General features: G+C 41.9%; 23 protein-coding genes and 3 tRNA genes. 8 read left to right on the forward strand and 18 right to left on the reverse strand.

Annotated features, from left to right (window positions below):
- Positions 1-14 precede the first annotated feature (14 nt).
- The 6 genes from fliG to ung form a co-directional block, all read right to left on the reverse strand.
- A complete protein-coding gene (gene fliG / locus DRZ93_RS08915; RefSeq protein WP_113744789.1) occupies positions 15-1,151 on the reverse strand; it encodes a flagellar motor switch protein FliG in 1,137 nt (378 codons plus the stop codon).
- Positions 1,152-1,160: 9 nt separating this feature from the next.
- Positions 1,161-3,056, reverse strand: coding sequence for a flagellar basal-body MS-ring/collar protein FliF (fliF, locus tag DRZ93_RS08920; RefSeq protein WP_113746388.1), 1,896 nt, complete (start codon positions 3,054-3,056; stop codon positions 1,161-1,163).
- A 66-nt stretch (positions 3,057-3,122) separates the two neighbouring features.
- Positions 3,123-3,536, reverse strand: a complete 414-nt coding sequence (gene fliE / locus DRZ93_RS08925) for a flagellar hook-basal body complex protein FliE (RefSeq protein WP_218564280.1) — start codon at positions 3,534-3,536, stop codon at positions 3,123-3,125.
- A gap of 151 nt (positions 3,537-3,687) precedes the next feature.
- On the reverse strand, positions 3,688-4,350 hold the full coding sequence (rpiA, locus tag DRZ93_RS08930) for a ribose-5-phosphate isomerase RpiA (protein ID WP_113744791.1): 663 nt from the start codon (positions 4,348-4,350) through the stop codon (positions 3,688-3,690).
- Positions 4,351-4,362: 12 nt separating this feature from the next.
- Positions 4,363-5,547 carry a tyrosine--tRNA ligase gene (tyrS, locus tag DRZ93_RS08935; RefSeq protein WP_113746389.1) on the reverse strand — a complete coding sequence of 395 codons (1,185 nt, stop codon included), beginning with the start codon at positions 5,545-5,547 and terminating at the stop codon, positions 4,363-4,365.
- Positions 5,548-5,571: 24 nt separating this feature from the next.
- Positions 5,572-6,276 (reverse strand): uracil-DNA glycosylase, encoded by a 705-nt coding sequence (gene ung, locus DRZ93_RS08940; protein ID WP_373854314.1) that lies wholly within the window; start codon positions 6,274-6,276, stop codon positions 5,572-5,574.
- Positions 6,277-6,549: 273 nt separating this feature from the next.
- On the opposite strand from ung, the gene DRZ93_RS08945 reads away from it, so the two are divergent.
- Positions 6,550-8,016, forward strand: coding sequence for a DNA recombination protein RmuC (locus tag DRZ93_RS08945; protein ID WP_113746390.1), 1,467 nt, complete (start codon positions 6,550-6,552; stop codon positions 8,014-8,016).
- A gap of 424 nt (positions 8,017-8,440) precedes the next feature.
- On the opposite strand, the gene DRZ93_RS08950 is transcribed toward DRZ93_RS08945, so the two are convergent.
- Both DRZ93_RS08950 and DRZ93_RS08955 read right to left on the reverse strand, forming a co-directional pair.
- Positions 8,441-9,688 (reverse strand): IS256 family transposase, encoded by a 1,248-nt coding sequence (locus DRZ93_RS08950; RefSeq protein ID WP_113743108.1) that lies wholly within the window; start codon positions 9,686-9,688, stop codon positions 8,441-8,443.
- A 64-nt stretch (positions 9,689-9,752) separates the two neighbouring features.
- Complete coding sequence (locus DRZ93_RS08955) at positions 9,753-10,760, reverse strand: suppressor of fused domain protein (protein ID WP_113746391.1); 1,008 nt, start codon at positions 10,758-10,760, stop codon at positions 9,753-9,755.
- Positions 10,761-11,252: 492 nt separating this feature from the next.
- Here DRZ93_RS08955 and DRZ93_RS13575 point away from each other — a divergent pair, with 492 nt between their 5' ends.
- Positions 11,253-11,441, forward strand: a complete 189-nt coding sequence (locus tag DRZ93_RS13575; RefSeq protein WP_113744796.1) for a hypothetical protein — start codon at positions 11,253-11,255, stop codon at positions 11,439-11,441.
- Positions 11,442-11,843: 402 nt separating this feature from the next.
- Positions 11,844-12,149, forward strand: a complete 306-nt coding sequence (locus tag DRZ93_RS08965) for a barstar family protein (protein WP_113744797.1) — start codon at positions 11,844-11,846, stop codon at positions 12,147-12,149.
- A gap of 147 nt (positions 12,150-12,296) precedes the next feature.
- Here the strand turns inward: DRZ93_RS08965 and ilvN are convergent, their stop codons facing one another.
- The 4 genes from ilvN to DRZ93_RS08985 are packed head-to-tail and all read right to left on the reverse strand — an operon-like array spanning position 12,297 to position 18,138.
- Positions 12,297-12,803, reverse strand: a complete 507-nt coding sequence (gene ilvN, locus DRZ93_RS08970) for an acetolactate synthase small subunit (RefSeq protein WP_113744798.1) — start codon at positions 12,801-12,803, stop codon at positions 12,297-12,299.
- Positions 12,804-12,807: 4 nt separating this feature from the next.
- Positions 12,808-14,517 (reverse strand): biosynthetic-type acetolactate synthase large subunit, encoded by a 1,710-nt coding sequence (gene ilvB, locus DRZ93_RS08975; RefSeq protein ID WP_113746392.1) that lies wholly within the window; start codon positions 14,515-14,517, stop codon positions 12,808-12,810.
- Between the two features lie 19 nt (positions 14,518-14,536).
- Complete coding sequence (locus DRZ93_RS08980; RefSeq protein ID WP_113746393.1) at positions 14,537-15,046, reverse strand: methyltransferase family protein; 510 nt, start codon at positions 15,044-15,046, stop codon at positions 14,537-14,539.
- The gene (locus tag DRZ93_RS08985) at positions 15,043-18,138 is read right to left on the reverse strand and encodes an FAD-binding and (Fe-S)-binding domain-containing protein (RefSeq protein WP_113746394.1); all 3,096 of its coding nucleotides are present in this window, start codon (positions 18,136-18,138) and stop codon (positions 15,043-15,045) included. The genes DRZ93_RS08980 and DRZ93_RS08985 overlap by 4 nt, the downstream gene beginning before the upstream one ends.
- Positions 18,139-18,591: 453 nt before the next feature.
- Here DRZ93_RS08985 and DRZ93_RS08990 point away from each other — a divergent pair.
- From DRZ93_RS08990 to DRZ93_RS09000, 3 genes are all read left to right on the forward strand, one after another.
- Positions 18,592-18,666 (forward strand) — tRNA-Gln (locus DRZ93_RS08990).
- 30 nt (positions 18,667-18,696) lie between these two features.
- Positions 18,697-18,772, forward strand: a tRNA-Gln gene (locus tag DRZ93_RS08995).
- 12 nt (positions 18,773-18,784) lie between these two features.
- Positions 18,785-18,861 (forward strand) — tRNA-Met (locus DRZ93_RS09000).
- Between the two features lie 275 nt (positions 18,862-19,136).
- On the opposite strand, the gene DRZ93_RS09005 is transcribed toward DRZ93_RS09000, so the two are convergent.
- From DRZ93_RS09005 to DRZ93_RS09015, 3 genes are all read right to left on the reverse strand, one after another.
- On the reverse strand, positions 19,137-21,206 hold the full coding sequence (locus tag DRZ93_RS09005) for an IS1634 family transposase (protein ID WP_113746395.1): 2,070 nt from the start codon (positions 21,204-21,206) through the stop codon (positions 19,137-19,139).
- Between the two features lie 199 nt (positions 21,207-21,405).
- Complete coding sequence (locus tag DRZ93_RS09010; protein ID WP_342767048.1) at positions 21,406-21,681, reverse strand: addiction module antidote protein; 276 nt, start codon at positions 21,679-21,681, stop codon at positions 21,406-21,408.
- A gap of 34 nt (positions 21,682-21,715) precedes the next feature.
- Positions 21,716-22,018, reverse strand: a complete 303-nt coding sequence (locus DRZ93_RS09015) for an addiction module antidote protein (protein ID WP_113746396.1) — start codon at positions 22,016-22,018, stop codon at positions 21,716-21,718.
- Between the two features lie 342 nt (positions 22,019-22,360).
- Here DRZ93_RS09015 and DRZ93_RS13710 point away from each other — a divergent pair, with 342 nt between their 5' ends.
- Both DRZ93_RS13710 and DRZ93_RS09020 read left to right on the forward strand, forming a co-directional pair.
- Complete coding sequence (locus DRZ93_RS13710) at positions 22,361-22,555, forward strand: hypothetical protein (RefSeq protein WP_218564282.1); 195 nt, start codon at positions 22,361-22,363, stop codon at positions 22,553-22,555.
- Positions 22,556-22,581: 26 nt separating this feature from the next.
- Positions 22,582-23,487 carry a Fic family protein gene (locus DRZ93_RS09020; protein WP_218564283.1) on the forward strand — a complete coding sequence of 302 codons (906 nt, stop codon included), beginning with the start codon at positions 22,582-22,584 and terminating at the stop codon, positions 23,485-23,487.
- Positions 23,488-23,667: 180 nt separating this feature from the next.
- On the opposite strand, the gene bioA is transcribed toward DRZ93_RS09020, so the two are convergent.
- The 3 genes from bioA to rpiB all read right to left on the reverse strand — a co-directional run bounded on the left by bioA (position 23,668) and on the right by rpiB (position 26,415).
- On the reverse strand, positions 23,668-25,014 hold the full coding sequence (bioA, locus tag DRZ93_RS09025; protein WP_113746397.1) for an adenosylmethionine--8-amino-7-oxononanoate transaminase: 1,347 nt from the start codon (positions 25,012-25,014) through the stop codon (positions 23,668-23,670).
- Between the two features lie 2 nt (positions 25,015-25,016).
- Positions 25,017-25,685, reverse strand: a complete 669-nt coding sequence (gene bioD, locus DRZ93_RS09030; protein ID WP_113744804.1) for a dethiobiotin synthase — start codon at positions 25,683-25,685, stop codon at positions 25,017-25,019.
- 280 nt (positions 25,686-25,965) lie between these two features.
- Positions 25,966-26,415: a ribose 5-phosphate isomerase B gene (gene rpiB / locus DRZ93_RS09035; RefSeq protein ID WP_113746398.1), complete on the reverse strand. Its 450-nt coding sequence runs from the start codon at positions 26,413-26,415 to the stop codon at positions 25,966-25,968.
- Positions 26,416-26,420 lie beyond the last annotated feature (5 nt).

Raw genomic sequence — 26,420 nt, forward strand, 5'->3', positions numbered from 1 at the left:
TACTTTAATCCTATTTAGATAAATTCCTCACCAGGTCCGCGGCTTAACATAATCTCGCCTGCATCGTTAAGTCTGTGGGCAATGGTAAGAATTTCCTTCTGAGCTGCCTCAACATCTGAGAGCTTGATAGGACCCATAGAGGCCAGATCTTCCTTGAGGGCCTTGGAGGCGCGCTTGGACATGTTCTTGAAGAACTTGATCTTAAGTCTGTCATCGGCAGCCTTGAGGGCTTTTTCAAGCATTTCATTAGGAATTTCACGCAGCAGAGTCTGAATGGATCTGTCGTCAACATCATTGAGGTTCTCAAAGACGAACATGAGATCTTTAATCTGTGAACCCATTTCCTTATCCTGAGACTGAATGGCAGTCATCAGAGTAGTCTCGGTATTGCTGTCAAGGTAGTTCATAATATTGGCAGCACTCTTAAGACCGCCAATCTTGGCTGTCTGAGCACCGGCTGAACCTGCAAACTGTTTCTCCATAATTTCATTAAGCTCCTGAAGTGCAGCTGGCTGAACCTCTTCTAAGGTGGCAATACGCATAATCAGATCAAGTCGTGTCTGCTCTGGGAACTGACTTAAAATCTTGGCACTCTGCTCTGGCTCAAGATAGGAGAGCACAATGGTCTGAATCTGTGGGTGTTCGTTCTGAATGATAGTGGCCACCTGTCTTGCATCCATCCACTTGAGAGAATCAAGACCACGTGAACCTGAGCCCATGCTGATCTGATCCACAAGGTTGCCGGCCTTGTCCTCACCAAGAGCTGCAATAAGAGCATTTTTAACAAAGTCCTGAGAACCAAAGCCGATGTTTGAATGCTTGGTAATGGATGCCAAAAAGGTCTTATGTACGGCATTTACCGAGAACTGGTCAAAGTTCTCAAGCACAGCCATACGCATACTTAATCTCTGCACCTGCTTTGGCTGCAGATTACGGAAGATCTGAGCTGCATCATCCTCAGATAATGACAGCATCAGAATGGAGGCCTTATCAAGGCCATCCAGGCGCTCAAGTGCTGCCTTTTCGTCATCAGACAGCTCAAGACCGGTACTTCTGTTATATTCGCTAGGTACTGACAGACCAGGGCCCTGTGGCTTGCCTATAGGACCACCGGTTTTGGCAAGAGCATTTGAAGTTTTTGTTTCAGCCATAATGTCACCTTACTTGTTATTCTCTTTCTCTGAAATATCAGAGTTAAGCCACTCTCGAACCACCTCGGATGATAACTCTGGCTCGTTAGATACGAGGGTACGTACAGCCTTGAGCAGATCCTCATCCTTATGCAGATTTGGCAGAACAATGCTTCCTTCACGGTTAATGGAGTAGACTCTGTCAGAGAGCTCACGGCCTGCAGCGATGAGGTTGAGATCATCGTTGCCCTCAAGTGCTGGCTCATCATCCATCTCTGAGTAGTCCAGATCCAAATTCTCCTCTTTCTTGTTTGAGAGCAGCTTCTGAATCATTGGTCTGATTACAAAGAGGATCAGAATCAATATTACAATGACAGCGCCTGCAATACGTGCTATGCGATAGAAGCTCTCCTGCTGCCACCATGGGAGGGCAGGCATTTCATCAGCATGAGGGAATGATACAGTCTCAACGTGAACCACGTCACCGCGTCTTTCATCAAGTCCCAAACCGCCACGTACGAGATCAGCAATCTTGTTGAGATCCTCCTGTGAGCGTGGAGCATAAGATACAGCACCTTCAGGGCTTACATTGCGTACATAGTCAACAGCTACAGATACTGTAAGTCTTGATACTACATTGGTAGGTCTTGTGGTGTGACGTATGGTGGTGTCAACTTCATAGTTGCGCACGGCCTCACGGCTTTCCTTGCTATCCTTTGAGGAGTTGGCGGCATTGGCAGTACCGTCTTTTAGCTGCTGAGGAATAGCGGCATTGGCAGGTGGCTGATTTGACAGTGAACCAGGTACTCCATATGGATTTACAACCTCATCGGCACCCTTTTCCTCACGCAGAGTCTCAGAACGTACAGCCTGATTATCAGGATTGTACATCTGACGGGTTTCCTCTTCTAATGTTGTATCTAAGGTCACGTCAACCTCGGCAGAGTAGTTGCCATAACCTAACATAGGGGTCAAAATGGTCTCAAGCTTGCTTCTGTACTGAGCCTCGCGCATAGTACGCATTTCAAATTCGCGCTGCAGTTTATTGTCAGCACCGCTTGAGGCGTTCATGGCGCTTAGCAGTCGACCTGTATGATCTGTCACAGATACGTCTTTAGCTAAAAGATTATGTACAGATGAAGCTACCATGAAACGGATAGAATTTACATTCTCTGGGGAGAGATAGGCGCCGTTTTTGAGAGTTACCACAACAGCAGCTGATGGTCTTTGTTTCTCTCTGGCAAATACATTTTCCTTAGGAATGGCTAAAAGGACAGTGGCATGATCAACGCCTTCAATTCTTTCGATGGCGCGGGCTAACTGCACCTCACGACCGTGCTTGATGCGCTCGCCTTCCAAACGCTGTGATACACCAAAGCCAGAGTCTGACATAATGATGCTGTTGCCATCATCAGTCTTCTCCTTTGGCAGAGCAATACCGCGGCGTAGCAACATTTCACTGACCTTTGAATAGTCATCTGCCAGCACATCAATGGTATTGTTAGCGCGCAGCTGATACTGATAGCCTTCAGTATCAAGAAAATCCAGTACTGAGCCAATCTGTGAGGGAGTGTACTGACCTAACTGACGATAGGCGCTGTCAGACTGACTGCTCTGAATAGAGACAAGTCCAAAAATGGCACCGGTAATAAACAGTACTAAAAAGCCAAAGATAATGAACTTGCGCAGAACTTCACCATGATGGATGAAATCTTTGGCCTTGTCTGAAAATGATCGTGGACCAGTTTCACCAGAAGTTGAGTCTAAATGTGGATCTGACTGTGGTACAGGATCTATAAAAACCTCTGGCTCAGAGTTCTGAGCCTGCTGCTGTTGCGGCTCAGCCTGGGTGTTGGGATCCATAGGCAGGGCCTGAGCACCTGCCGTATTCTGTCCCTGTGTCAGAGGATATTCGTTATCTGCCATTGTTTGTAACCTGTCTTAACTCTGTTCTTTAAAATTATGCTTATTGTATATTTTCTTTAGAACGAATTATACGTTCATCTGCATAATCGATTTATAGGCATCAACCATTTTATTTCTAATCTGCAGTGTAGCCTCAAAAGACAGACTGGCCTTTTGTGAGGCTATCATTACATCTGCAAGTGATAAACTTCTGTCACCGACATCAAAGCGTGACTGCATCACTGATGATGTATTCTGCAGAATGTTCATATCTTCAAAGGCATTTTGCAGCATGGCCTGGAACTGACCTATGCTCTCAGATGCCTTTGCAGCTGGCTTGGTATCATTGATTGCAACCTGTGCAGTCTCATCAGTTTCACTCTGTACATGAGCAGTCTGCGGTGTGGCCTGACGTGCTAATGTCTGTAACTGTGACTGCATATCGTTTAACTGCTTTAAAATTGAAGCAGAAGCTGCGGTGCTGTCGATACTTAAACTCATAATAAACCCCGATGTCAAATTTCTATCATTTTTAAAAACCTACAGGGTCTATTTCAAGAATTATGCCAACTTTTCAAGTTGATAAGCCGGTACGTGCAATTATAGCAAAGAGCCGGCCATCAACTGCTAAAGTTTTGTCAAAATCAGATCTTTATGGTCTGTTTTTTACTAAAACTCCATCTTCTGTTGCATACAGTACTGCATCGGCACCACGGGCTGCAAACAGACCGACAGTGACCACGCCTGGTATGGCATTGATCTGTCGTTCCATTGACACAGGATCTGCAATCATAAAATCATGCAGATCTAAAATCTCACAGCCATTGTCAGTAATGCAGTCCTGACGCAGCACAGGATTGGCTCCCATGGCACGTAAAGTGCGGGCCACCTGCTCACGGGCCATTGGAATAACCTCAACTGGCAGAGGGAAGGCACCTAGAGTATCTACAAGCTTTGATTTATCCACAATGCAGATAAATTTTTCAGCCATGGAAGCTAGAATCTTCTCACGGGTAAGACAGGCACCGCCGCCTTTAATCATATCAAAGGCAGGATTGACCTCATCAGCTCCATCAATATAGACTGCATATGGCTCACATTCATTTGGATCAAGCACGCGCACCCCAATCTGCTCAAGCAGTTTTGTAGTCTTGTTGGAGCTTGATACTGCAGCCTCAACCCTGATGCCGTTTTTATGTATGGCCTCAATAAATTTGACTACAGTTGAGCCAGAGCCCACACCTAAAATACCAGAGCTTGGAATATATTTTAAAGCCTCAAGGGCTACCATTTCCTTTAATTCATCCTGAGTCATAAATACCTCAACTTAGGCTATGGTAATACGGGCAAAACGTCTCTTGCCTACAGAAATAACATAGGTGCCAGCACCTAGGGTGGCCTTGACATCTGAGATGACCTCACCGTCACATTTTACGGCATTCTGCTTAATCATGCGCATGGCCTCTGAGGTTGAGGCGCATAATGCTGCATCCTTTAGAAGATTTGGCAGTGAGACAAACTCAAGGGTAAACTCATCCATCTGCTCTGGAATAGCGCCTTTGGCAAACTGATTGATAAAGCCATCAACAGCGGCATTGGCAGCCTCATCACCATGATATCTTGCAACAATTTCACGGCCCAGCTCAATCTTGGCATCACGTGGATTCATACCAGAGGCACAGCGTTCTTTAAGATCCTCAATCTCCTCAATTGGTCTGAAGGATAGCAGTTCAAAGTATGACCACATCAGATCATCAGAGAGTGACATAATCTTGCCAAACATTTCGGCAGGAGCATCATGCACGCCAATGTAGTTGCCAGCTGACTTTGACATCTTTTTGACACCGTCAAGACCTACAAGCAGAGGCATCATAAGTACGCACTGTGGCTCAATACCTGCATCCTTTTGCAGCTCACGGCCCATGAGCAAATTGAACTTCTGATCAGTACCGCCAAGCTCCACGTCAGCTTTTAACGCAACGCTGTCATAGCCCTGAAACAGTGGGTATAAAAACTCATGAATGGCAATAGGAATACCGCCCTGAAAACGCTTGGTAAAATCCTCACGCTCAAGCATTCTTGCTACAGTAAGTTTTGAGGCAAGAGCAATGGTGCCATCGGTGCCAAGCTTTGAGAGCCATTCAGAGTTATATCTGATTTCAGTCTTCTCTTTATCCAGAATCTTAAAGGCCTGTGTGGCATAGGTTTGCGCATTTTCTAAAATCTTTTCACGAGAGAGCTGCGGTCTTGTAGTATTCTTGCCAGATGGATCGCCTACAGCTGCTGTAAAGTCACCAATAATTAAAATAACCTTGTGGCCAAGCTCCTGAAAGGTTCTTAGCTTGTTTAAAATTACAGTATGACCCAGGTGAATATCAGGGGCGGTTGGATCCATGCCCAGTTTGATAATAAGCTGACGGCCTGAGCTTAACTTGGTCTTTAACTCTTCAATTGGGATAATTTCCTGAGCGCCGCGGGCAATCTCGCGCAGTGCCTTTTCTACGTCTATCATTAAATCTCCTTAAAATCCTTTAATCTATAATGTCTCGCTGCCGTCAAGGTATAAAGGCAGCTGCCAGTTGATAACAGTCTTGCCATGCTCGTGCAGATAGGTATTGGCTTTAGAAAAATGTCTGCAGCCTAGAAAGCCGCGATAGGCAGACAGCGGGCTTGGATGTGCAGCCTCGAGCACTAAATGACGCTCTCTGTCCACATCCTTGCATTTGGCTTTTGCGCTGTTGCCCCAGAGCATAAAGACCAGATTTTCACAGTTGTCATTTAAAGCCTTGATAACGCCGTCGGTAAAATCCTCCCAGCCCTGATTGTGATGGGAGTTGGCCTCACCGCTTTTAACTGTAAGTACTGAATTTAATAAAAGCACACCCTGTCTTGCCCATGGAATAAGGCAGCCATGCTCAGGTACGCTAAAGCCTGGCATATCATCCTTAAGCTCACGATAGATATTGGCAAGTGACGGTGGAGTTTTTACACCGACAGGCACACTAAAGGCAAGTCCCATGGCCTGACCTGGCTCATGATAAGGATCCTGACCTACTATAACAACTTTAAGCTTATCAAAGGCTGTATATTTAAACGCATTGAAGACGGCGCTGTCAGGCGGATAGATTTCATCACCCTCAGCTCTTTTTACTGCCACATAATGCAAAACATTCTGAAAACTTTCACTACCCTTTAGCGGGCCTATAATATCATGCCAGGTTTTCACACAAATCTCCTGTATGTGCTACAACAATAAAAAAAGACCTAGCTCTTATACTCTTTATACTAAAGCATATAAAAGTCAGTAAAATAATCTTGATATTATGCTTTTTTTTACGTCTGCGGTCAAACCTCATTATAGAAAAAGCACAATGCTTACACAGTTTTTGACCATATTTTACAAAGCCAGGCTATAAGTATTTTGCTTAATAAAATGTCCTGTTCTTTTAGGATTAAAATAAAACCCTCTTTTTGACATATAATTGTCTTTTGTTTTATTTTTGTGTGTAAAGCCATGTTTATTGCCGATTTTCTTGCCCGTCACAGTATCTATACAGCCCTGGCCGCCCTGTTGTGCATCATTTACCTTATCTATGTCATCTATACTCTAAAAACACACAGTCTTGAGCTGTCGACAAAGGCTGATGCCTTAGATACATTAAATACAGATCTGCTACAAAGACTGCAGATGCTTGATAAGGCACACAAAGAGCAGTCTTTAGTGCTAAAAGATACTGAGCATATGGCCATTGCACTAAGGCAGGATAATAAAAATCTTGATCTTAAAATAAAAGAGCTTACACAAAGCATGCAGAGTAAAGATCTGGAGCTTAAAAGCTTTATAGCAAGGCACAATGAGCAGATTAAGAAAATTGCTTCGCTTGAGGGGCAGGTTGATGCTCTTGAGCTTCTTGCAGAGGAGAATGACAGACGCTATAAAATTCAGTCTCTTGAGCTTGAAAGCCGCCTTAAGTCCTTATCTGAGGAGATTGTGCAAAAGCGCAGTGATGATCTGCAAAAACAGTCCTTAAACTCCTTTGGCAAGGCTGTGCAGCCTTTAAAAGAAGAGCTTTATGTATTTCGCGATCTTATAACCAAGGTGCAGAAGATAAACTCAGAGCAGTCAGGAGCTTTAAAACAGGAGCTTGACAGACTCAATGAGGCACAGCTTAATTTAAAGCTCAAAGCCGATGATCTGATAAAAGCCCTGAAATCAGGCGGTAAATCACAGGGTATGTGGGGAGAGCATCAGCTTGAGCTGGTGCTTGAAAACTCAGGACTGCGCAAAGGCTTTGAGTATAAAAGAGAGGTGGCCGGCAGTCGCGATCTCAATGAAAGGGGCAGAGCAGATGTTATAGTCAATCTACCTGAGAACAAATGTATTATCATTGATGCCAAATGCTCTCTTACAGCCTATACAGATTTTGTAAATGCACAGGATAATGCTCTGGCACAAAAAGCGCTACAGGCGCACACAAATTCCATAAAAGCTCATATAGATGAGCTCGCCACAGCCCGTTATGATGAATACAGCTCATTTAACTCCCCATCCTTTATCTTTATGTTTGTGCCAGTTGACGGAGCTTTGAGCTGCGCACTTGAGTATAAAAGCGATCTGTATGCCTATGCCGCCTCTAAAAATATCTATCTTGTCAGCCCGCAGACTTTGCTGCCTGCACTGCGTGTAGTCTCCAATCTGTGGGTTTTAGCCACACAGAATGACAGGGTCAAAGATATTGTCAAAAATGCCATGGCTATCTATAAAAAGAGTCTTCTTGTCAAAGAGGCCTTTGATGAGAGCGGCAGAAAACTTGAGCAGCTGCACTCAAGCTTTGCGCAGGCACAAAACCGTCTGTCACTAGGGCGTGGCAGTCTGTGCTCCTTGCTTGAGAGCTTTTCAAGACAGGCTCCTGCCATCAGCGACGGCAGCATTATAGATATTGATGACAAGGATAAAGAGGATAAGGTTGAACTTAGCTGATTAAATCTTTGGACTTTAAAGGTTTAAGACTGAGTGTGTGATTATATGGCAGGTACTACCTGCCATAATAGAAAGACTATACGCTCTTGGCGCTTATTGACGGGAGGGAACGGAGATCTGTGTAAACTAAGATCTCTTATTCTTTAATTGCGCAATTTTAGAATCTAAATTTATGCTATCTTGTTTTTTTCAACAATTCAATACCTCATTTCATGATTTTGCCTCTTCCTGCCCCTGAAAGCCTTTTATGGATTGGCGTAGCCAACCCCGTAGGGGCTTGTCCATAAATGGCTGAGGGGGCAGGAATCCCATGTTTATCACGTTTTGTCTCCCTTGGCTCTATGTTTTACAGGATGCGACAACCCATAGGTAATACGTAGTATTACCTATCCGCGCGGCGGGCTTGCTCCTATACGCTTAAAAACTAGTTTATATATGGCCTTATACGTTCAGCCAGACTATCAATGCATGTCATCTGGTTTAAGACAGATGTCCAGTTCCTGACTCTGCTCACACCCCATTTCTTGGCCAGGTCGCCTGTAATTCTTAAATAAAAGACTTTAAACACGGCATTCTTGTTCTCAAACATACCTATTTTAGTGACCTTACGTAAGCTGGAGTTTACGGCCTCTATAGCATTAGTGGTGTACATGATTTTGCGTATTGCCGATGGATAGTTAAACAGCTGTGTTACATGGTTGAAATTGTTCTCCCACACCCTTATAGCTCCAGGGTATTTATCACCCCATTTGTCTATAAGGTGCAGCAGAGCTTCCTCAGCTGCCTCTGCATTAATAGCTCCATACATTGCCTTGCAGTCGGCACAGAAAGCCTTTAAATCCTTGTAAGGGACATATTTACAGGCATTGCGTATAAGGTGCACAATGCATCTTTGTACAACTGTCTGCGGGAATATAGACTTTACTCCGTCTTCAAGACCAGAGACACCGTCCATAGACAGGAAAAGTATGTCCTTAACGCCTCTGCTCTTGATATTGTCAAATATATTCATCCAACATGACTTTGACTCTGTTGGGGATATATAAAGCCCCAAAACCTCTTTATACCCCTCAGCATCTAAGCCTAATATTACATATACGGCATGATTCTCTGTAGAGCCCTTGTCATTCTTCATCTTGACATAGATGCAGTCTACAAAGACAAAGGTATACAGAGGCTTTAACGGCCTGTTAAGCCACTCATTAACATCCGACAGGATAAGGTCCGTTATAGTGGAGATCTTGTCTTGAGAGAGCTTAAAACCATAGATTTCCTCAATGGTTGAGCTTATATCCCTCTGACTCATGCCTCTTGCATACATGGCCAGGACCTTTTGCTCTATCTGAGATACGTCTTTTTCCCTTTTTGGGATAATTACTGGCTCAAAGGTTCCTTCACGATCACGTGGAGTGTTGATCTCTGCCTCACCAAATGAGCCTTGAATGGTTTTCTTAGAATAGCCGTTGCGCCTGTTGGTGGTCTCCTTCTCATCAGTGCTGCTCTTGCTATAGCCTAAATGAGCATCAAGCTCAGTATTAAGGATCCTTTCAAAAACAGGTGCAAATGCTTCTTTAATAGCATCTTGAGCACTCTGGGCATCTTTTGGGTTGTAGTGCTCCATTATAAGGTCAGCTATCTTTTCAGCCATTGGGCTATGTTTAATTCTTGCCATATTAAGTAAACTCCGATAATGGTTATATTTTAAATCATCTATCTTCGTTTACACAGTTTTTAGTTCACTCTCTTATTGACTGACAGACATCCTCTCTGCCATCAACTAATGGACTTAGTACCACATGACGCAGTTTAAACAGATCTAAAAGCTCTTGTGCCTGATGCTTTTGTCTGTAGGCAACTTCCATTGGCATAAGCGGTACTACCTGAAAAATATTGACTGTATCACCATTTGCAAGCTCTATAGCCTGAGATTCCTTACTATAATCGCCAAGGGCTGTAAGCATGGCACCTGTATAGGCAGTATTTTTGGCAAATGCTTTTTCATTATCAAAAGTAAAGCCAAAGCCTAAAAATCTGTTGCCAGATTTTAAAAGCATGCTTAATTTTCTTAAAAGCTCAAAAGGCCAGGTATTGCTCTTATCCCACTTCAATGGCAGAGCAATGGCAAGCTCAATACGAGCATTGCTCTTTTTATCAAAACCATCTGGCACATCCATTAAAAAGGCTGACAGACCTTTTGTCATAATCACATGATAATTGTGACTCTCTGTCGGGGCTACATCTATTAGATCAATGCTGTCGCTGCTACTTAAAACACTGTATGAACCAAAATGTTTTTGTATATGCTCATCTATAAGATTAAGATCATCATCAGATAAAGTCTCAGACAGTCTTGCCTCAAGGGTTTTACAGATCTTTAGCATATTGCCTATCTGATTAAAAAGAGCACCGTCACTGATGGTGACAAAACGCATAGCCCTTTCAAAACGGATAAGAGCCTCTGAGACTAAATTTAATTTAAAGAGTGTATAGCCTTTATAAAACAGCCATGACGGGCTGTCCTTACCCTTTTGGGCATAGGTGTCTAAAATATCAGAGGCATTTAAATAAAGCTTGTAGGCATAAGATGGCTCTGCCCTGTTGGCTTTGTTGATATGGGCTCTTGCAAGCTGCAGTGCGCAGTCAAAGTCAACATTATCAAGTGTAGCTATAAAATCAATTATACCATCATAATCATCTTTGGCATTTAATGCATCAATTGTGGCGCGTATTTCATTGTCTGTCATAAGTATGTGCCTTTATCTTGTGTATCAAAGCTTGTGTATCATGTACTCAATACTAAAAAATTCCTGCGCTCAATATACATGTTTTTTACGCCTCTGACATCTTAAATAAACTTTTTTATCTCTACAGAGGTAAAAGCTATACAGCAGCTATGGCTCTGTCAAAGCCAGCTCTTTTATCCATGCATACAATTTTTTATAGTCACTTTAAGGAAGATATTTGCACCTGCCTTATGCTGTGCTATAAAAGATATAAAACTTTATGAGGGTGCAGCGTTGATCTTTATTGTAAAAAAAGAGGTTTGAGAGTATATGGGGCATATATGACGATCAATCAGTTCACATCAAATCTCAACAAGGCCATGGTTATGCATTTGTGCCTTAGTAAAGAAAATACGCTTTACATAAATTGCTTTGAAAATGCTCAAATCTATACTCCTAAGTCTACACGGCTATCAGCTCAGGATAATGACGTACTTGATGTAAAATCAGCCATTGACAATTACAACAACCAAAGGAAAAAAAGATGCCGACACTATAGATACCATTATAAAAGCTATGGATCTTGAGCCTCTTAAATTAGTTAATTCTGAGTTTTATATAAAAAAGGCTCTAAAACTCCATCCTTCCGAAAATCTCATTTCTCAAGACAGACTTGCCTCGTTTTTGCTGGCACTAGCATAGAAAAAAATTGGGGAGTGTTGTTTGAGTGAAGAAAAAAAATAAAATTCAATCAAACACTGATGCGTATGGGATTTTTCTAAAAACAAAGTGCTAAACGCAGGGATGATAGCAATGAGCTTAGCAGATGAACAGCGCTCATATCATAGTTTTTTTGTAGGAGCATTACAACACTGTAACCTTGCTTGCGTGTCTTATTCTGATAATTTAATCTCTAAGAAACTTAAGCTTACTGTGCGACTTTGCAGGCAACCCCTACTTGCTGCGCTATGGTCGCAGCTCAAGACGGGTAATCTTCTTTATGCTCGGTCTTATATTAATTATAGTTACTATCTACAGTCAGGTACTTTAGCTAAACTTATGCCCTTACAGATACAAGCATAAAGCAATAAAAGGATCTTATTTATGCACACAAGAGAGGTGTTTGTCATTGACGGAAGGCACTTTAATGACATGGCTGGTTTTTATGATGAGGTTGAGAGGGTTTTCACCTGCGGCCTTGACTGGAAGATAGGACGCAGCCTTGATGCCTTCAATGATATTCTGCGCGGTGGTTTTGGCCGTCATGAGTATGGCTCCCCTATACATATCAGGTGGCTTTGCTATGAAAAAAGTTTAAGAGAGCTTGGTCAAAACACCATGGATATTATTATAGAAATCATTTTGGATACTGACAATTCAGGACACGATTGTACTTTGCAGATGCTCTGATATAAAGCAAAGAAAAAACCCAGGGCTGCCTTTATGGCAGCTGTTGTCTTTGTGCTGTGTTAAAGGGCTGTTGAGTGTTACATCTCAAGCTTTATTACAAAAAAGGCCGCCTTTGTGGCGACCCTTGGCAATTGCAAACTAAAATCTTTAAGATGGCAGCTGCAGTGAGTGCTCACCACGGGCAATGCCGCACACACCTGATCTTATAGTCTCAATGATCTCAGCTGTTTCCAAAATAACCTTTAAGAATCTGTCAACATCGGCCGAGGTGCTGACATACTGCAGTATGTACAGATCAGGTGTTACATCGACAATCTCAGCTTTAAAGATATCACACAGACTCTTTAGCTCCTCGCGTATGGCTCTTGTTGGTGTATGCACCTTGACAAAAAGCAGCTCGCGCTCTACAGCATCATCACTCTCCTCAAAGGAGGATACTTTAATAACGTTGATAAGCTTGTGCAGCTGTTTTGTAATCTGCTCAATATGCTCGGCACCGCCATAGGTCAAAATGTTGATGCGTGATATGGTCTTATCATCTGTAGGAGCTGCGGTAATGGTTTCTATATTATAGCCACGCTGTGAGAACAGACCTACAATGCGAGATAAAGCACCGGTTTCATTTTCAGTTAAAATAGATACTAAATGACGCATTTTTCTATTCCTCAGCTAAGAACATATCAGACATACAGCCGTTTTTCTGCTGCATAGGCAGCACTCTGGCATCGGTATCACAGACAATATCCACAATTACAAGTCTGTCTTTCATGGAAAGTGCACGCTCAATACCCTCATCAAGCTCCTCTGGCTTTTCAATTCTGATGCCCTCATGGCCATAGGCTCTGGCAAGAGCTATAAAGTCAGGATTGGAGTGCAGATTGGTGGAGCTGATGCGTCCTCTGTAGAACATGCTCTGCCACTGTCTCACCATACCTAAAGTATGATTGTCCAGAATGAAAATCTTTACAGGCACGCCATACTCAAGACAGGTTGACAACTCCTGAATATTCATCTGGAATGAGCCGTCACCTGTAATCAGACAGACACATTTGTCAGGATTGCCAAACTGTGCGCCACAGGCTGCAGGAAAACCATAACCCATGGTACCAAGACCGCCTGAGGTTAAAAGCATACGCGGCTCTTTAAAAGGATGATACAGCGCTGTAAACATCTGATGCTGACCTACATCGGTGGCAATGATGGCATCACCTCCTGTAGCTTTGTAAATGCTCTGTATAATCTGAGCCGGGTGTATTACATCCTCTTTGGCCTTGAAGTTAAGGCAGTTTCGGCTGCGCCACTTTTCAATCTGTGCCCACCATTCCTTCATGGCCTGATTGTCGCAGGTTAACTGCAGCTCGGCTATGGCATCATTAAACTGTCCAAGCACACTGTCAACCTCGCCTACAATAGGCACATCCACGGCTACATTTTTGGAAATGGAGGCAGGATCTATATCTACATGTATAATCTTGGCGGCAGGACAGAATTTAGAGACATCATTGGTAACTCTGTCATCAAAACGCACGCCGAAGGCTAAAATCAGATCGCTCTTATCCATGGCCTCATTGGCCTCATAGGTGCCATGCATACCAAGCATGCCTAAAAACTGCTTGTCATTGCCAGGATAGCCGCCAAGACCCATAAGAGTACAGGTCACAGGCAGATTGAATCTTTTGGCCAGATCTTTAATACGTGATGAGGCATTGCCAAGGATGACACCGCCGCCTACCATAAGCACAGGACGCTTGGCCTCGCTTAGAAGTTTGACTGCTCTTTTTATCTGACCTTTATGACCTAGCTTGGTTGGATTATAAGAGCGCATCTTTATCTCAGTCATTGGCGGATATTCAAACTTGACTGATGGTGAAACGCAGTTTTTTGGAATATCGACAACCACAGGACCTGGTCTGCCTGTTGAGGCTAAATAAAAGGCCTGACGGATGAATTTTGGTATATCAAGAGCACTCTTGCACAGATATGAGTGTTTGACTATAGGTCTTGTAATACCTACAGTATCAACCTCCTGAAAAGCATCAGAGCCAATAAGCGGTGCCACCACCTGACCTGTGATGACAACCAGAGGAATTGAATCCATATAGGCTGTGGCAATGGCTGTTACTGTATTAGTGGCACCAGGACCTGAGGTCACCAGGGCACAGCCTACCTTGCCTGTGGATCTGGCATAGCCGTCAGCCATATGAGCTACACCCTGCTCATGACGGGCCAGTACGTGATGAATTTTTTCTGACTCAAGGAGTGCATCATAGATATCCAGCACAGCGCCACCTGGATAACCAAACAGTGTATCTACACCCAAATCCTCTAAAGATCGCACTAACATCTGTGCACCAGACAACATAGTCATGATGAACTCCTAATTTTTTCTATTTAAACAATCCTAACCTCGGTATGAACCTTGGTACCTGTGCTGACCACTGTGCATACTCATCAGGAAAGTCTCTCATCAGTCTCTTTTCATCAAAGAGCACTGCCACACTAAAGGCAAAGATAATCATGCCAAGCGGTAATACAAGAGAGGCCAAAGAGTTGATAACACAAGCAAGCCCCAGGTAAAACAATATTACACCAAGATGCATGGGATTGCGACACAGGGCATAAGGGCCTGAGGTGACCAAATGCTTGGTCTCGGTCATGAGTTTGACAGGACCTATAACACCTGCACAGCCTTTACCGACGCGCACCAGCTCAACATTTGACCATACGGCAAAGAAGGCTCCCAGGGCACACATGACATAACCTACAACAGGCATAAATGTTGTATCTGGCAAAAATGGTGCAGAAAAAAAGTGTTTTAGCACCAACATAATGCACGGTCCGACTATAAAAAATGCTGTAGAGCCTACTGCATAAAAGAACAGATCTCTTTTGGTCATTCAACTTTCTCCACTAAGTCATAAAGGACATAAACAGGATGTCTTGCTGCTTTGCCCTCCATCCTTAAAACCTGAGAGCGGCAGGAAAAACCGGTGACAAGACAGGCATCAAAATCACGCTTATCAAGCTCCTTTTTCCAGCCCTGTTGCCATACAGAATAAGATTCATCCTGATTGTGAGCCATATGTCCATGCATACCTGCCATACCGCAGCATGACACAGGTATTGGCAGTAAAGTCAGTCCAAAGGCTGACATGGCCTGCTGCCACATAAGAACGGCACGCGGCAGCAGCGCCTGCTCGGTGCAGTGGGCAAAAAGATACCAGGTTTTGCCAAAGTCCTCAGTAGTGCTCAGTGCCTTTAATCTGTCCTTGTGTCTTGCAATAAAGTCATGCAGAGGACCTTCCTTTAAGCCTGCCTCTAAAAACTCCTCTGGCAGATAGACGGTAAAATCACCACGGCGTGAGCCTAAAAGCTCCTTGTACTCATCGCGATAACATATAGTCAGAGCAGGATCAAAGCCTACAAGAGTCATGGAGGCATCAGACAGGCGCTGCAGTCTTGAAGCCTGCTTTGCTGCAAAGTTTATAAAGCCGCGTCTATCACCGCGCACCACGCGCAGCTTGCCGTTGACATAAGGCTTTAGCATCACCACGCTATAGCCTACCTTCTGTAAAAACAGCGCAAATTCAACAAGACCGTCAACTTCATATGAGGCTGTAAACGGATCAGTGACAATAACCACATCAGCCTTGCTCTTTAAAGCTCCATCAGTATCAAGAAGTGCAATATTGTGCATCTGACAGGCTCTGTGCAGTGTCACTGAGCTAAAGAGAGGCAGATCTACAAATTTGAAGATCTTTTTGACAAGATAGGCATTAAGCGAGCTTTTTAGAATTGGATTGAAAAGCTTTGGATAACGTGACATCAATGGCAGCAGCACCTCAGCGTGCAGTGCAACTAGATCCATGCTAGGTCTTAGATATCTGTCATAGTACATGGCAAGAAAACGTGAGTTTAAATCTGCTACGTTGACATGGGCCGGACACTGTGTCTTGCAGGATTTACAGGCTACACAGGTCTTTATATTTTCATAATAGGCCTTATTAAAGTCATCTTTGCCGCATATTGTATTGTAGACACGTCTGGCAAAGTGCACAGGATTTGGTGTTCGTGTCAGAGTCTCAAGCTCCATGGCATTAATATTGATACCATTTTTGGCCATAAGACGCAGCCACTCGCGCATAAGACCTGCATAGCCTTTTGGCGATCTGACATGATCCTTGGTGTAGCGGTAGCTTGGACACATAAGAGAGCTTTGCTGATAACTAAAGCACTGACCGTTGCCATTGCAGTTCATGGCATTTTCAAAATTCTCTCGTATCGATATTGGTATCTGACGGTCAAGATCGCCGCGCATTACACTGTCTAGCGCTACAAGTGAGCCCTCCATGCCAAGAGGTACACAGATCTTGCCTGGATTTAATCTGTTATCCATGTCAAAGACAGCCTTTATCTCTCTTGCCACAGGATAGAGATCTTTAAAATAGATCTCGCCAAAGCATGATCTGTAGCCTCGTCCATGCTCTCCCCACATCTGACCTTTATACTTGTCAATAAGCTTGACCACCTCATTTGAGATGGTTATTAATTTCTGCTTATCCTCTTCTTTTGTCAGATCAAGAGCCGGACGCACATGCATAAGACCCACATCCACATGGCCAAACATGCCATAATCCACACCCATTGAGTCCAAAAGTGCCCTAAACTCAAGAATATAGTCGGCAAGATGCTCAGGCGGCACCACTGTATCCTCGGTAAAGGCCACAAGCTTTTCTTTGCTTGCTGCCGAGCCTAGAAGACCTACAGCCTTTTTGCGCATGCCATAAACTGCAGCTATGCCTGCAGCGCTGTCTGTAATCTGCGCGCCTATAATACCGCCACGCTCTTTGCCCTCTTTTTGAGTCTGCTTTAATATATCCTCATAAAGACTCTGCATCTTGCTCTGCTCGGCCTTGGCATCGGCACCTGCAAACTCAACAATATTCACACCCTGAATATCAAAGCCCTCAACCTCCTGAATATACTCACGCACTGAATACCAGACAGGATCTTTTTTGGCCAGGTTTAAAACCTTTGAGTCAACAGTTTCAACTGACAGCGCTCCGGCTCTGATAAGAGGCATGGCATGACGCAAAGCCGAGTCAAAGCTGTCATATTTAATTACCAAAAGAGCTCTGAACTCAGGCATTGGAGTCAGATCAAGAGTAATGGATGTAACTACACCTAAGGTACCTTCGGCACCGCATATAAGACGGGCAAGATTTAAAGTATCAGTAGATGCATCATAGGCATGATCAAGATCATAACCTGTCATAAAGCGGTTTAACTTTGGAAAAACCTCTTTTACTCTTGCATTGTTGTCTTTTAAAATTCTGTAACACTTTCTGTAGATATCGCCTACAAAACCCTCACGGGACAGACAGGATTTGAGCTCGTCTCCGCTTACCTCTTTAAAGGTCTCTAAAGAGCCGTCTGCCAATACCATGCTGACACTTTTGACATGATTTGAGGTTCTGCCATAGACATTAGAGCCCTGACCTGCAGCATCATTGCTTATCATACCGCCTATAGTGGCGCGGTTTGATGTTGAAAGCTCAGGTGAGAAAAACAGCCTGTGCTCACGCAGCAGATCGTTTAGCTCATCCTTGATGACACCACTCTCCACTGTAACCTCACGCAACTGCGGGTTTAACTCGCTTACACCCTTCATGTAGCGTGAACAGTCAATCATAATACCGTGGGTCAGTGACTGACCATTAGTGCCGGTACCGCCGCCGCGTGGAGCAAAAACAATAGATTTATAACACTTCTTTGAGGCAAGTGACAAAGCAGTCTGTATATCACTTGCTGTTTTTGGAAAAATTACACATTGCGGAAGGAGCTGATAGACTGAGTTATCAGTTGCACATAAAAGACGGGCTTCGTACCTGTCCTCAACATCACCTGCAAATGCAGAGCTTTTAAGTTCATTGACATAGAGCTGATAGTCAGCCTTTAATTTATCAAAATTCTCGACGCGTGGAATCACACCGTGCTCCTAAAAACTTATATAACTGCAAAATAATTATAGTGTGCATATACTAGCAATTAATGACATGCTTTGCTCAAGTGGTTCATAGTAGTGCACAACTTACATAAACACGATATTTACAGTAAAAAACAGCATTTATATTATTACTTTTTTTATATTTTTTCACTACACTGATAAAAATAGACCAATAAAGATCTGTATGTATAGAACATGCTAGGCAAAAGCATATACTGGCCGAATTAATATATATTTAAGGGTATTTGCTTAAGATTAATTTATATATAAAAACATAAGCCTTTTTTCTTAGGAAAAATTCATGCATATTTTCTTTATATATCAATATGTTAAAATTTTTTATAAAATTTTTTTAAATTTTTTGTTGACAGCGTTTTAAATTACTTTATAATGAGCACCGTTCTTGAGACAAAAGAACAAAAACACAGAGACCTTAGGGGTATAGCCAAGTGGTAAGGCAGCGGGTTTTGATCCCGCCACGCCCTGGTTCGAACCCAGGTACCCCTGCCAAAGGGATATTTTTTAGGACTCTGTCACAATAGGGGTATAGCCAAGCGGTAAGGCAGCGGATTCTGATTCCGCCATTTCCAAGGTTCGAATCCTTGTACCCCTGCCAAACTTTTAATGTGGCTACGTAGCTCAGTCGGTCAGAGCGCGGCACTCATAATGCTGAGGTCACAGGTTCGATTCCCGTCGTAGCTACCACATTAAAAAAATTCCGTATAATTTCACCTAAATCACCCTAAGATCGCACACTAAACATACCGAGGATCAATCTTAATTTCAAGATCAGAAGCCGGCCGCCGGACGCGACCAGATCTTCTTTTTTTAACTATCGTTTAAAGCTAAAACCCTCTTCTTTGGCATATGCTGCACGTGTCAGCGTATCCCTAAGATCGCACACCAAACATACCGAGAATCAATCTTAATTTCATGACCAGAAGCCGGTCGCCGGACGCGACCAGATCTTCTTTTTTTAACTATCGTTTAAAGCTAAAACCCTCTTCTTTGGCATATGCTGCACGTGTCAGCGTATCTAATGGCTCAATGCCAAATGAGCGTATTAACTCAGACTGCCTTTTTAATATTCCTCCAGAGAATATTATAGATCCATTTTCTTTATCAATAGTGGCCTCTATAGCCTCCAGAGAGCGCAGTGTGCCTCTAAATGAGTTATGACAAAGCTTTACAGGAGGCAGATTGTTTTTAATCTGCTCTTTATTAAAGACTTTATTAGCCTCGAGCATTTGTCTTTGCACCTCTGATGCAAGAGACAGTATGAATACTTTGGCATTTACTGTCTTATCGGTGGAGGCATTGAGTGTAGAGCCTCCAAGCTCGCCTTTAATTATACTATAGCCCACCTCTACATTATTTCTCTGCGCATATATTTCATTTGCCTCAATAACATTATCCACACAGTCAGAAACCAGAACTCTGGTGGCTATTTGTCTGCATAGCCTTGATATGACATAGTATCTTGGGTAATAGTGTTGTTGAGGCTGCTCCTTTTTGTCAAAAGAGGAGTCAGTGTCTGCAACCTCATCACTATATTGAAATAAATCAACGAGCTTGTCTTTTAAAAGATTGGTATGAGCGGCAGTAAGCTCAGATGGCTCTTTACCTGCAATAACCTCCTGCCAGTTGCTGGCTATATCATAGGCATCATTGAGCTCTTTGATTAAAACCCTATATTTATTCATGCTCTCTTCATATATCTCGCGGGAGAAAATAAAGTGTACATACAGAGTTTTCTCCTTTTGCCTTACAGGCTTGTAAGACTCATTATTTTCTCTTGCCATTTTACTTAGAATCTTCTGTGTATAAGACCATGGGAGCTGTATAGTCTTTCCTGCAAGCAGTTTAGGCGCAGTGTCTGTAATATCTGCGCTACTGCTAAAAACCAGACCCCTGTCTCTTAGCAGATCGCGTGATATTGCATCTACCTGCTCTTTGATAAGTTTGCTCTTGGCTATATTACAGTTGCACACAAAGGATATATTATGCTCAAGCATGGCCGAGATATTGTTGATAGACCAGAATCCCCTGTCACAGACTAAAGATATATTGTCGCCGGCGCCTCTGTCCACAAGCTGCCTGCATACTGACTCCACAGTCAGCACATCTGTAATATTGCCTGCATATGTAACAGTGGAAAACAGCTCATGTGTGCTCTGGTCAACCAGTGTTATAAAATTAATAACCTTGTTGTCTGTACCGCTTTTAGATTTGCCGTACTGTGCCTTAGTCAGGCAGTTGCCGGCATTATCTACGTTAGTACCATCAAGAGCCAGAAACTGCATGTGCTTATTGCCATTTTTCTTTTTATGATACTGAGTTTTAAATTTGGCAAACTCGTTTATAACGCCGTTTTCATCTATGTATTTATACAGTCTCTGTATATGATCTTTATAAGAGTTTATATCTAAATCAAGAGCGTGCTCTCTGACAAAAGCCTCAATCTCATAAGATATAGATTTAATACCCTTGGACAGACAGGTCATTATCATGTATACCAGCAGGATGTATTTGTCATCAGGCATAATCTTTTTAAGGATATTAAATGATGGCATCTTATCCATAAAGGATTTGAGCAGATAATAATCGCCAAACTTACGAGCAGTGCCGCAGGTCTTGTGGGTGGCAGAGCCAGAATTTCTAGCAACAGAGGCCTTGGTGCGTATGCCGGGTTTAGATGGATTTGCTTTAATATCATCCAAAATATCCTGAGAGTCGGCAAGTTTTTGTTTTATTTCCTTGATTTCAGCTTCTGAGCGTCTTTCGTACTCAAACTTTCCCTGTCCCACACGTATAACCTTCCATGGAATAAACTCAGGATTTTCAGAGAGAAAGTTAATACTAAAAACACACTCACCAATACCATCTTTGCTTTTGATAGATCCAATCTGAGTTGGTGCCACACGGGTTGAATAGCCTTTTTCAGCATTCCATACAGATTTCCCCTGCAAGAGAGCATAGGCATAGGTTCTCTTGCTGGCAACAACGTTCTTGAAAACTGGGTGATTTTGATTCTTATCTTTACTGGCCATGATGTCCTCCTATTGGGTAAATCGTACCATAAAACAAGAAAAAAGTCAAGGCATTTAGAAAAATAATTCAAAAAAAATTTGATTGATAACAAGGAATTTTTGGTAGGATAAAGAAAAATAAAAAAAACTAGGTATTTTTACCCTGCGATCTCAGGGTTATAAACCTATTCTTTAATTTTTCCTTGCCTATGCTTAAATATTATTTTGTGCTTTTAGTTGTTCTACTGTAAGTCTTAGATTGTGGGCGCAAAATCTTTAATATAGTGCCAAATTCAGGATTGCGTACAGAAGATAAAGATTTATAAAGGCTTTCTCTTGCATCTCCACTACTTTTGGATATTTCATTCATTTCAAGTGCTCTTGCTATATCATTGAGAGCTTCACAAATAAGAGCACCATCACCTTCATCCGCTTCAAATGCTGCTTTTAAAGTATAAAAAAATATCTTGCTCATCATTAATAAATTCAGCAGCATCAAAATCACTAAAACCTAGCTTCATAGCGTATACCTAAATTGCTTTTAAATTATTATGTTTTTTTAAAGTTGCAGACAGTTCAATACCAAGAACATCCATTATCTGCATAAGTTTTTTAGCAGAAGGATTTCCATTTTCACTTAATATTTTATACAGATGCGCTCTATTGGTATTACTCTCTTTAGCAATTTTGGACATCCCCTTATACCGTGCCAGTACGCAAAGAGTCGTCAGAACATATTTTAGATCTTTAGTTTTTAAAGCATCATTTAATAAACAGATACAATCCTCATCGATATTTATAAAATCAATTGACGGCCTTGTTGGCCAAGGTATTAAATTTCAACGTATTAGAATAATCACTCGCTAATTAGTTGGGACGCCAGATCACTTTAATGATGCTAAAAAAGCAGGTGATAGAACAAAGATCTGTATAAATTAAAATCCCTTATAGAGAGTGAAGATATAGTCAGAAAAAAATATAGCACCTATACTTATCTATATACGTACTTTAAGGGACAGATCCTGCTGAGGCTATTGCTCAATTAAAGTTTTCTTAATTTAAAACACTATCTAAACATTAAAGCTATATTGTTTTATTTGTTATCTTAACTATGCAAATATTTGATTGTAAGATATATAATTATAAAAAATTTATTTAAAAATATTGGTGGTATTATGGCAAAACAAGGCTTACATATGCTACCTCCAGCTGTCACTATGAGACAAGGGTTGAATCTGCTGTCTCAGATTACAACTATTGTTAATACAATAGGTGAGTTAAAAAGTGAATTAAAATTCTCTGCAGTAGGCAGCCATCTTTTATCTTTGTTATTTTTATCTGAATCTGTCCAATCAACTCCGACAGAATAGAGGGATCTCAGGTAACGCTCTCGGATATGATTGATGTCCAAAAAGATAAGCGTAAACAGTTAGAACTACAGGAAGTAATAGACTATCAATTAGCCTTAAATGAAGGCCTTAAATTGATAATAAATGAAGGTTTGCCATTCTCAACCCGATTAATTACAACATTGCATAGTATTCTGATGAACAATGCAAGAGGCACTAATAGCGCAAAAGGTGAATTTAGAAAAATTCAAAACTTTATTGGTCCTGATTCAAAGATAGAGCATGCTGTATATATCCCAGTGCCGGCAAATCAAATATCTTCTTATATGGAAAACCTAGAGTATTATGTAAATGGTGTAAAACATAGCAGCTTTAATAGACAACAGGAAGATATGTTTGTAATTGATGAACAAGCCCATCCTATTTTAAAGCTTGCAGTAATGCATGCACAATTTGAATCCATACATCCTTTTCTAGATGGAAACGGTAGATTAGGTCGTATCTTAATAGCTTTAATGGCCGTCAAATTTGGTATTGTAAATGATCCTATTTTTTTAGTAAGTGAGGAGCTGGAAAAGGAAAGATTACGCTATTATGATTTTCTCAATGGAGTAAGAGGAGAAAATCCAGATTGGTTTACGTGGCTGTCCTTCTTTTTAGAGAGTACAAACAGAATGTCAGTTTTTTTGCTAGATAAGGTACGTAAAATTCAACAATTGGCAACAAGCGGTCTTCATAATTGCTCAACACAATATGAAGAGAAAGCCTGGCTATCTACTTTTGCCAATACTTCTATAACCGCAAAGCTTTTATCTGATTCAGAGAATATCAGTATTATTACAGCAAGAAAGGCATTAAACTCATTGGTAAATAAAAAACTCTTATTTTGCCCTGAATCTATAATCAGAAATAAGCCATATATAAATTACGATTTAATAAGATTATTAAAGTAAATTAAAAACTGTGAAGGAACGGGGAGCCATGTAAACTAGGATCTCACCCCTCTTAAATCCGTTCCTTCACTATCTATACTCTCAGATTTTCAGCCAAGATTTATACAGCCAGCCCTTACCTCCTGCCCCTGTTAGCATCTGTAAAATAAATGCCATACAGGAGCATCTGGCAGCAGATAACTACTTGCCTAGGACATAATCAATAGATCTGCTCATTTTATCAACAGCCTTTAACAGATCTTCCTTTTTAATATTCAAAGCTGGATTAAAGTATAGAACATCACCTATTGGGCGCAGCAGCAACCCCTCTTCAAGCAGAGCGTGTCTGTATATGTTATATCCTGTGCGCGCCTTTGGATCAAAAGCAGCCTTGCTATCTTTGTCAGCTACAAGCTCTAGGGCATGAATAAGACCTATATGTCTTATCTCTCCAACATTCTTATGTCCGCCAAATCTGTCATTTAACACCTGGGTTAAAAATGCAGCGCTGTCCCTGGCCTCATCAAGAATATTTTCATCTTCAAAGATATCAAGTACTGCATTGGCACAGGCACAGCCTAATGGATTGCCAGCATAGGTGTGTGAGTGCATAAAGGCCACACCCTTTTGATAGTCATCATAAAAGGCATCAAATATCTGCTGTGTGGTGCAGACTATAGACATTGGCATATAGCCTGCTGTAAGACCTTTGGACAAGGTCATAATATCAGGGCTGATATCAGCCTTGCTGCAAGCAAACATCTCACCTGTTCTGCCAAACCCTGTGGCAATTTCATCTGCAATAAATAAAACATCGTTATCTTTACAGATCTTATGCAGCCCCTTAAGATAAATCTCAGGATAAACCCGCATACCGGCAGCACCCTGCAGCAGAGGCTCAACAATAAGCGCACACAGCTCATGAGCATGCTTTTCAATACTCTCCTTTGCAGATGACAGGCATAAGGCTTTGCAATTGTCTCTTGTGCAGTTAAAGGGACAGCGGTAACAGTCAGGAGCCTTGATATGAATACTCTCCATCATCATAGGCTTGTATACTGCTGTATATTTATCCATAGAGCCTACAGACAGAGCGCCTATAGTCTCACCATGATAACCCTCTTCCAGACAGGCAAACTTTATCTTGCGCTCCCTGCCCGTCTGTGCACAATACTGAAATGCTATTTTCAATGCCATCTCAACAGCTGATGAGCCATTGTCCGCAAAATTAAATTTGCACAGGCCTGGAGGCAGAATCTTAGAAAGTCGCTGTACCAGGCGTGCCGCCCCTTCATGGGTAAGGTTGGCAAAAATCACATGCTCTAAATTAGAAAGCTGCTCTGTGACAGCTTTGTTGATACGCGCATTGCAGTGACCTAAAAGACTGCACCACCAGGAGCCTATAATATCAAGAATCTCCCTGCCATCTTCTGTATAAAGGTAGACACCCTGTGCTCTCTTAATAGCAAGAGGTCTGAATTTTTCATAATCCTTCATCTGTGCAGCAGGATGCCAGATATACTTTAAATCTACATCTACAGTTGTCATATCTATATAAAATCTGTTAAAAACTCATGAGTATATTGCAGTCTCTCACCATTTTTCTGCACTGTGGCAACAACCTCACAGGAGCTTAAAAGCTCAATACTGCGAAGATTATCAAGATGCATGGCATCTGACGGATCAAAGTTGTTTAAGATTACGCCGGCCACCTTTAAATCCCTGCTTTGCATAAAATCAATGGTGGTAATGGTGGCATTGATAGTACCAAGCCCTGCATCTGCAACAATGAATGATGGCAGCTTTAACATGCCAACCATATCATAGAGCATAAATCTGTCACCATCCTCAAGAGATAAAGGACAGACAATACCGCCAGATCCTTCAACCAGCACATAATCCTTTTTTAGCAGTATATTATGATAATCACACTTGATAATTTCCCTATCAATTGTGACCTGCTCATGGCGGGCAGCAAGATGCGGAGAGAGCGGCTCTTTGAACAGATAGGAGACCTTTACATCATTGTGTAAATCAAGGCCAGCCCTTAAGGCCACATATGAGGCATCACTGTTATACAGATCCTCTGCTCCAGAAATGGCAGCCTTATAATAACCTGTCTTAAAACCCTTATTTTTAAGCTCCTTGCAGATAAGAGCACTTATATATGTTTTACCTAAATCAGTTCCGGTTGCTGTAATAAAAAAACCCTGTCCCATAGTAGCCTCAGAGCATTAGCTCAATTTTCAATTTTAATACTGAAAGTTTACACGTAAGAAAGACATTTATGCCCTAATTTGCTTAATTTGTGCAACAACTCTTTACTGCAGGTTGTTAAAAAGTTTGCAACGGTTGGATCACTGCAGATACTTTAGTGTTAAATATGAATCTTTTTATGACAGTATAGCAGACAACTAGTTGTTAGAATATGTTGATAGAACGGTGAATTCTCCATAAAAAAAGGCAGATTTTTTAGTTTCTGCCTTTTATTTGTATGTGTTAAAGACTACCTGTATTTTCTATCTTACTTATCTGATCGACTCTGACCTGATGTCTTCCGCCTTCATATTCACCTTCAAGCCACATCTTAACAATCATTTTTGCAAGATCAAAACCTACAACACGTGATCCCATTGCCAGCATGTTGGTGTCATTATGCTGTCTTGATAACAAGGCAGAATATGGTTCAGAACAACATACACATCTAATGCCCTTGACCTTGTTTGCAGAGAGAGAAATACCTACGCCTGTACCACAGATAACGATGCCACGATCAAACTCTTTGTCTGCTACGGCTTTAGCTGCAGGATAACCAAACTCTGGATAATTACAACGATCAAAGGTATATGCACCAAAATCTTTGTACTCTATACCAATCTCATCAAACCACTCCATTAATTTGAGTTTAAGTTCTCTTCCTACATGATCACTACCAAGTGCAATCTTCATATAAC

This window comes from Anaerobiospirillum thomasii (assembly GCF_900445255.1).
Taxonomy (GTDB): Bacteria; Pseudomonadota; Gammaproteobacteria; order Enterobacterales; family Succinivibrionaceae; genus Anaerobiospirillum_A; species Anaerobiospirillum_A thomasii.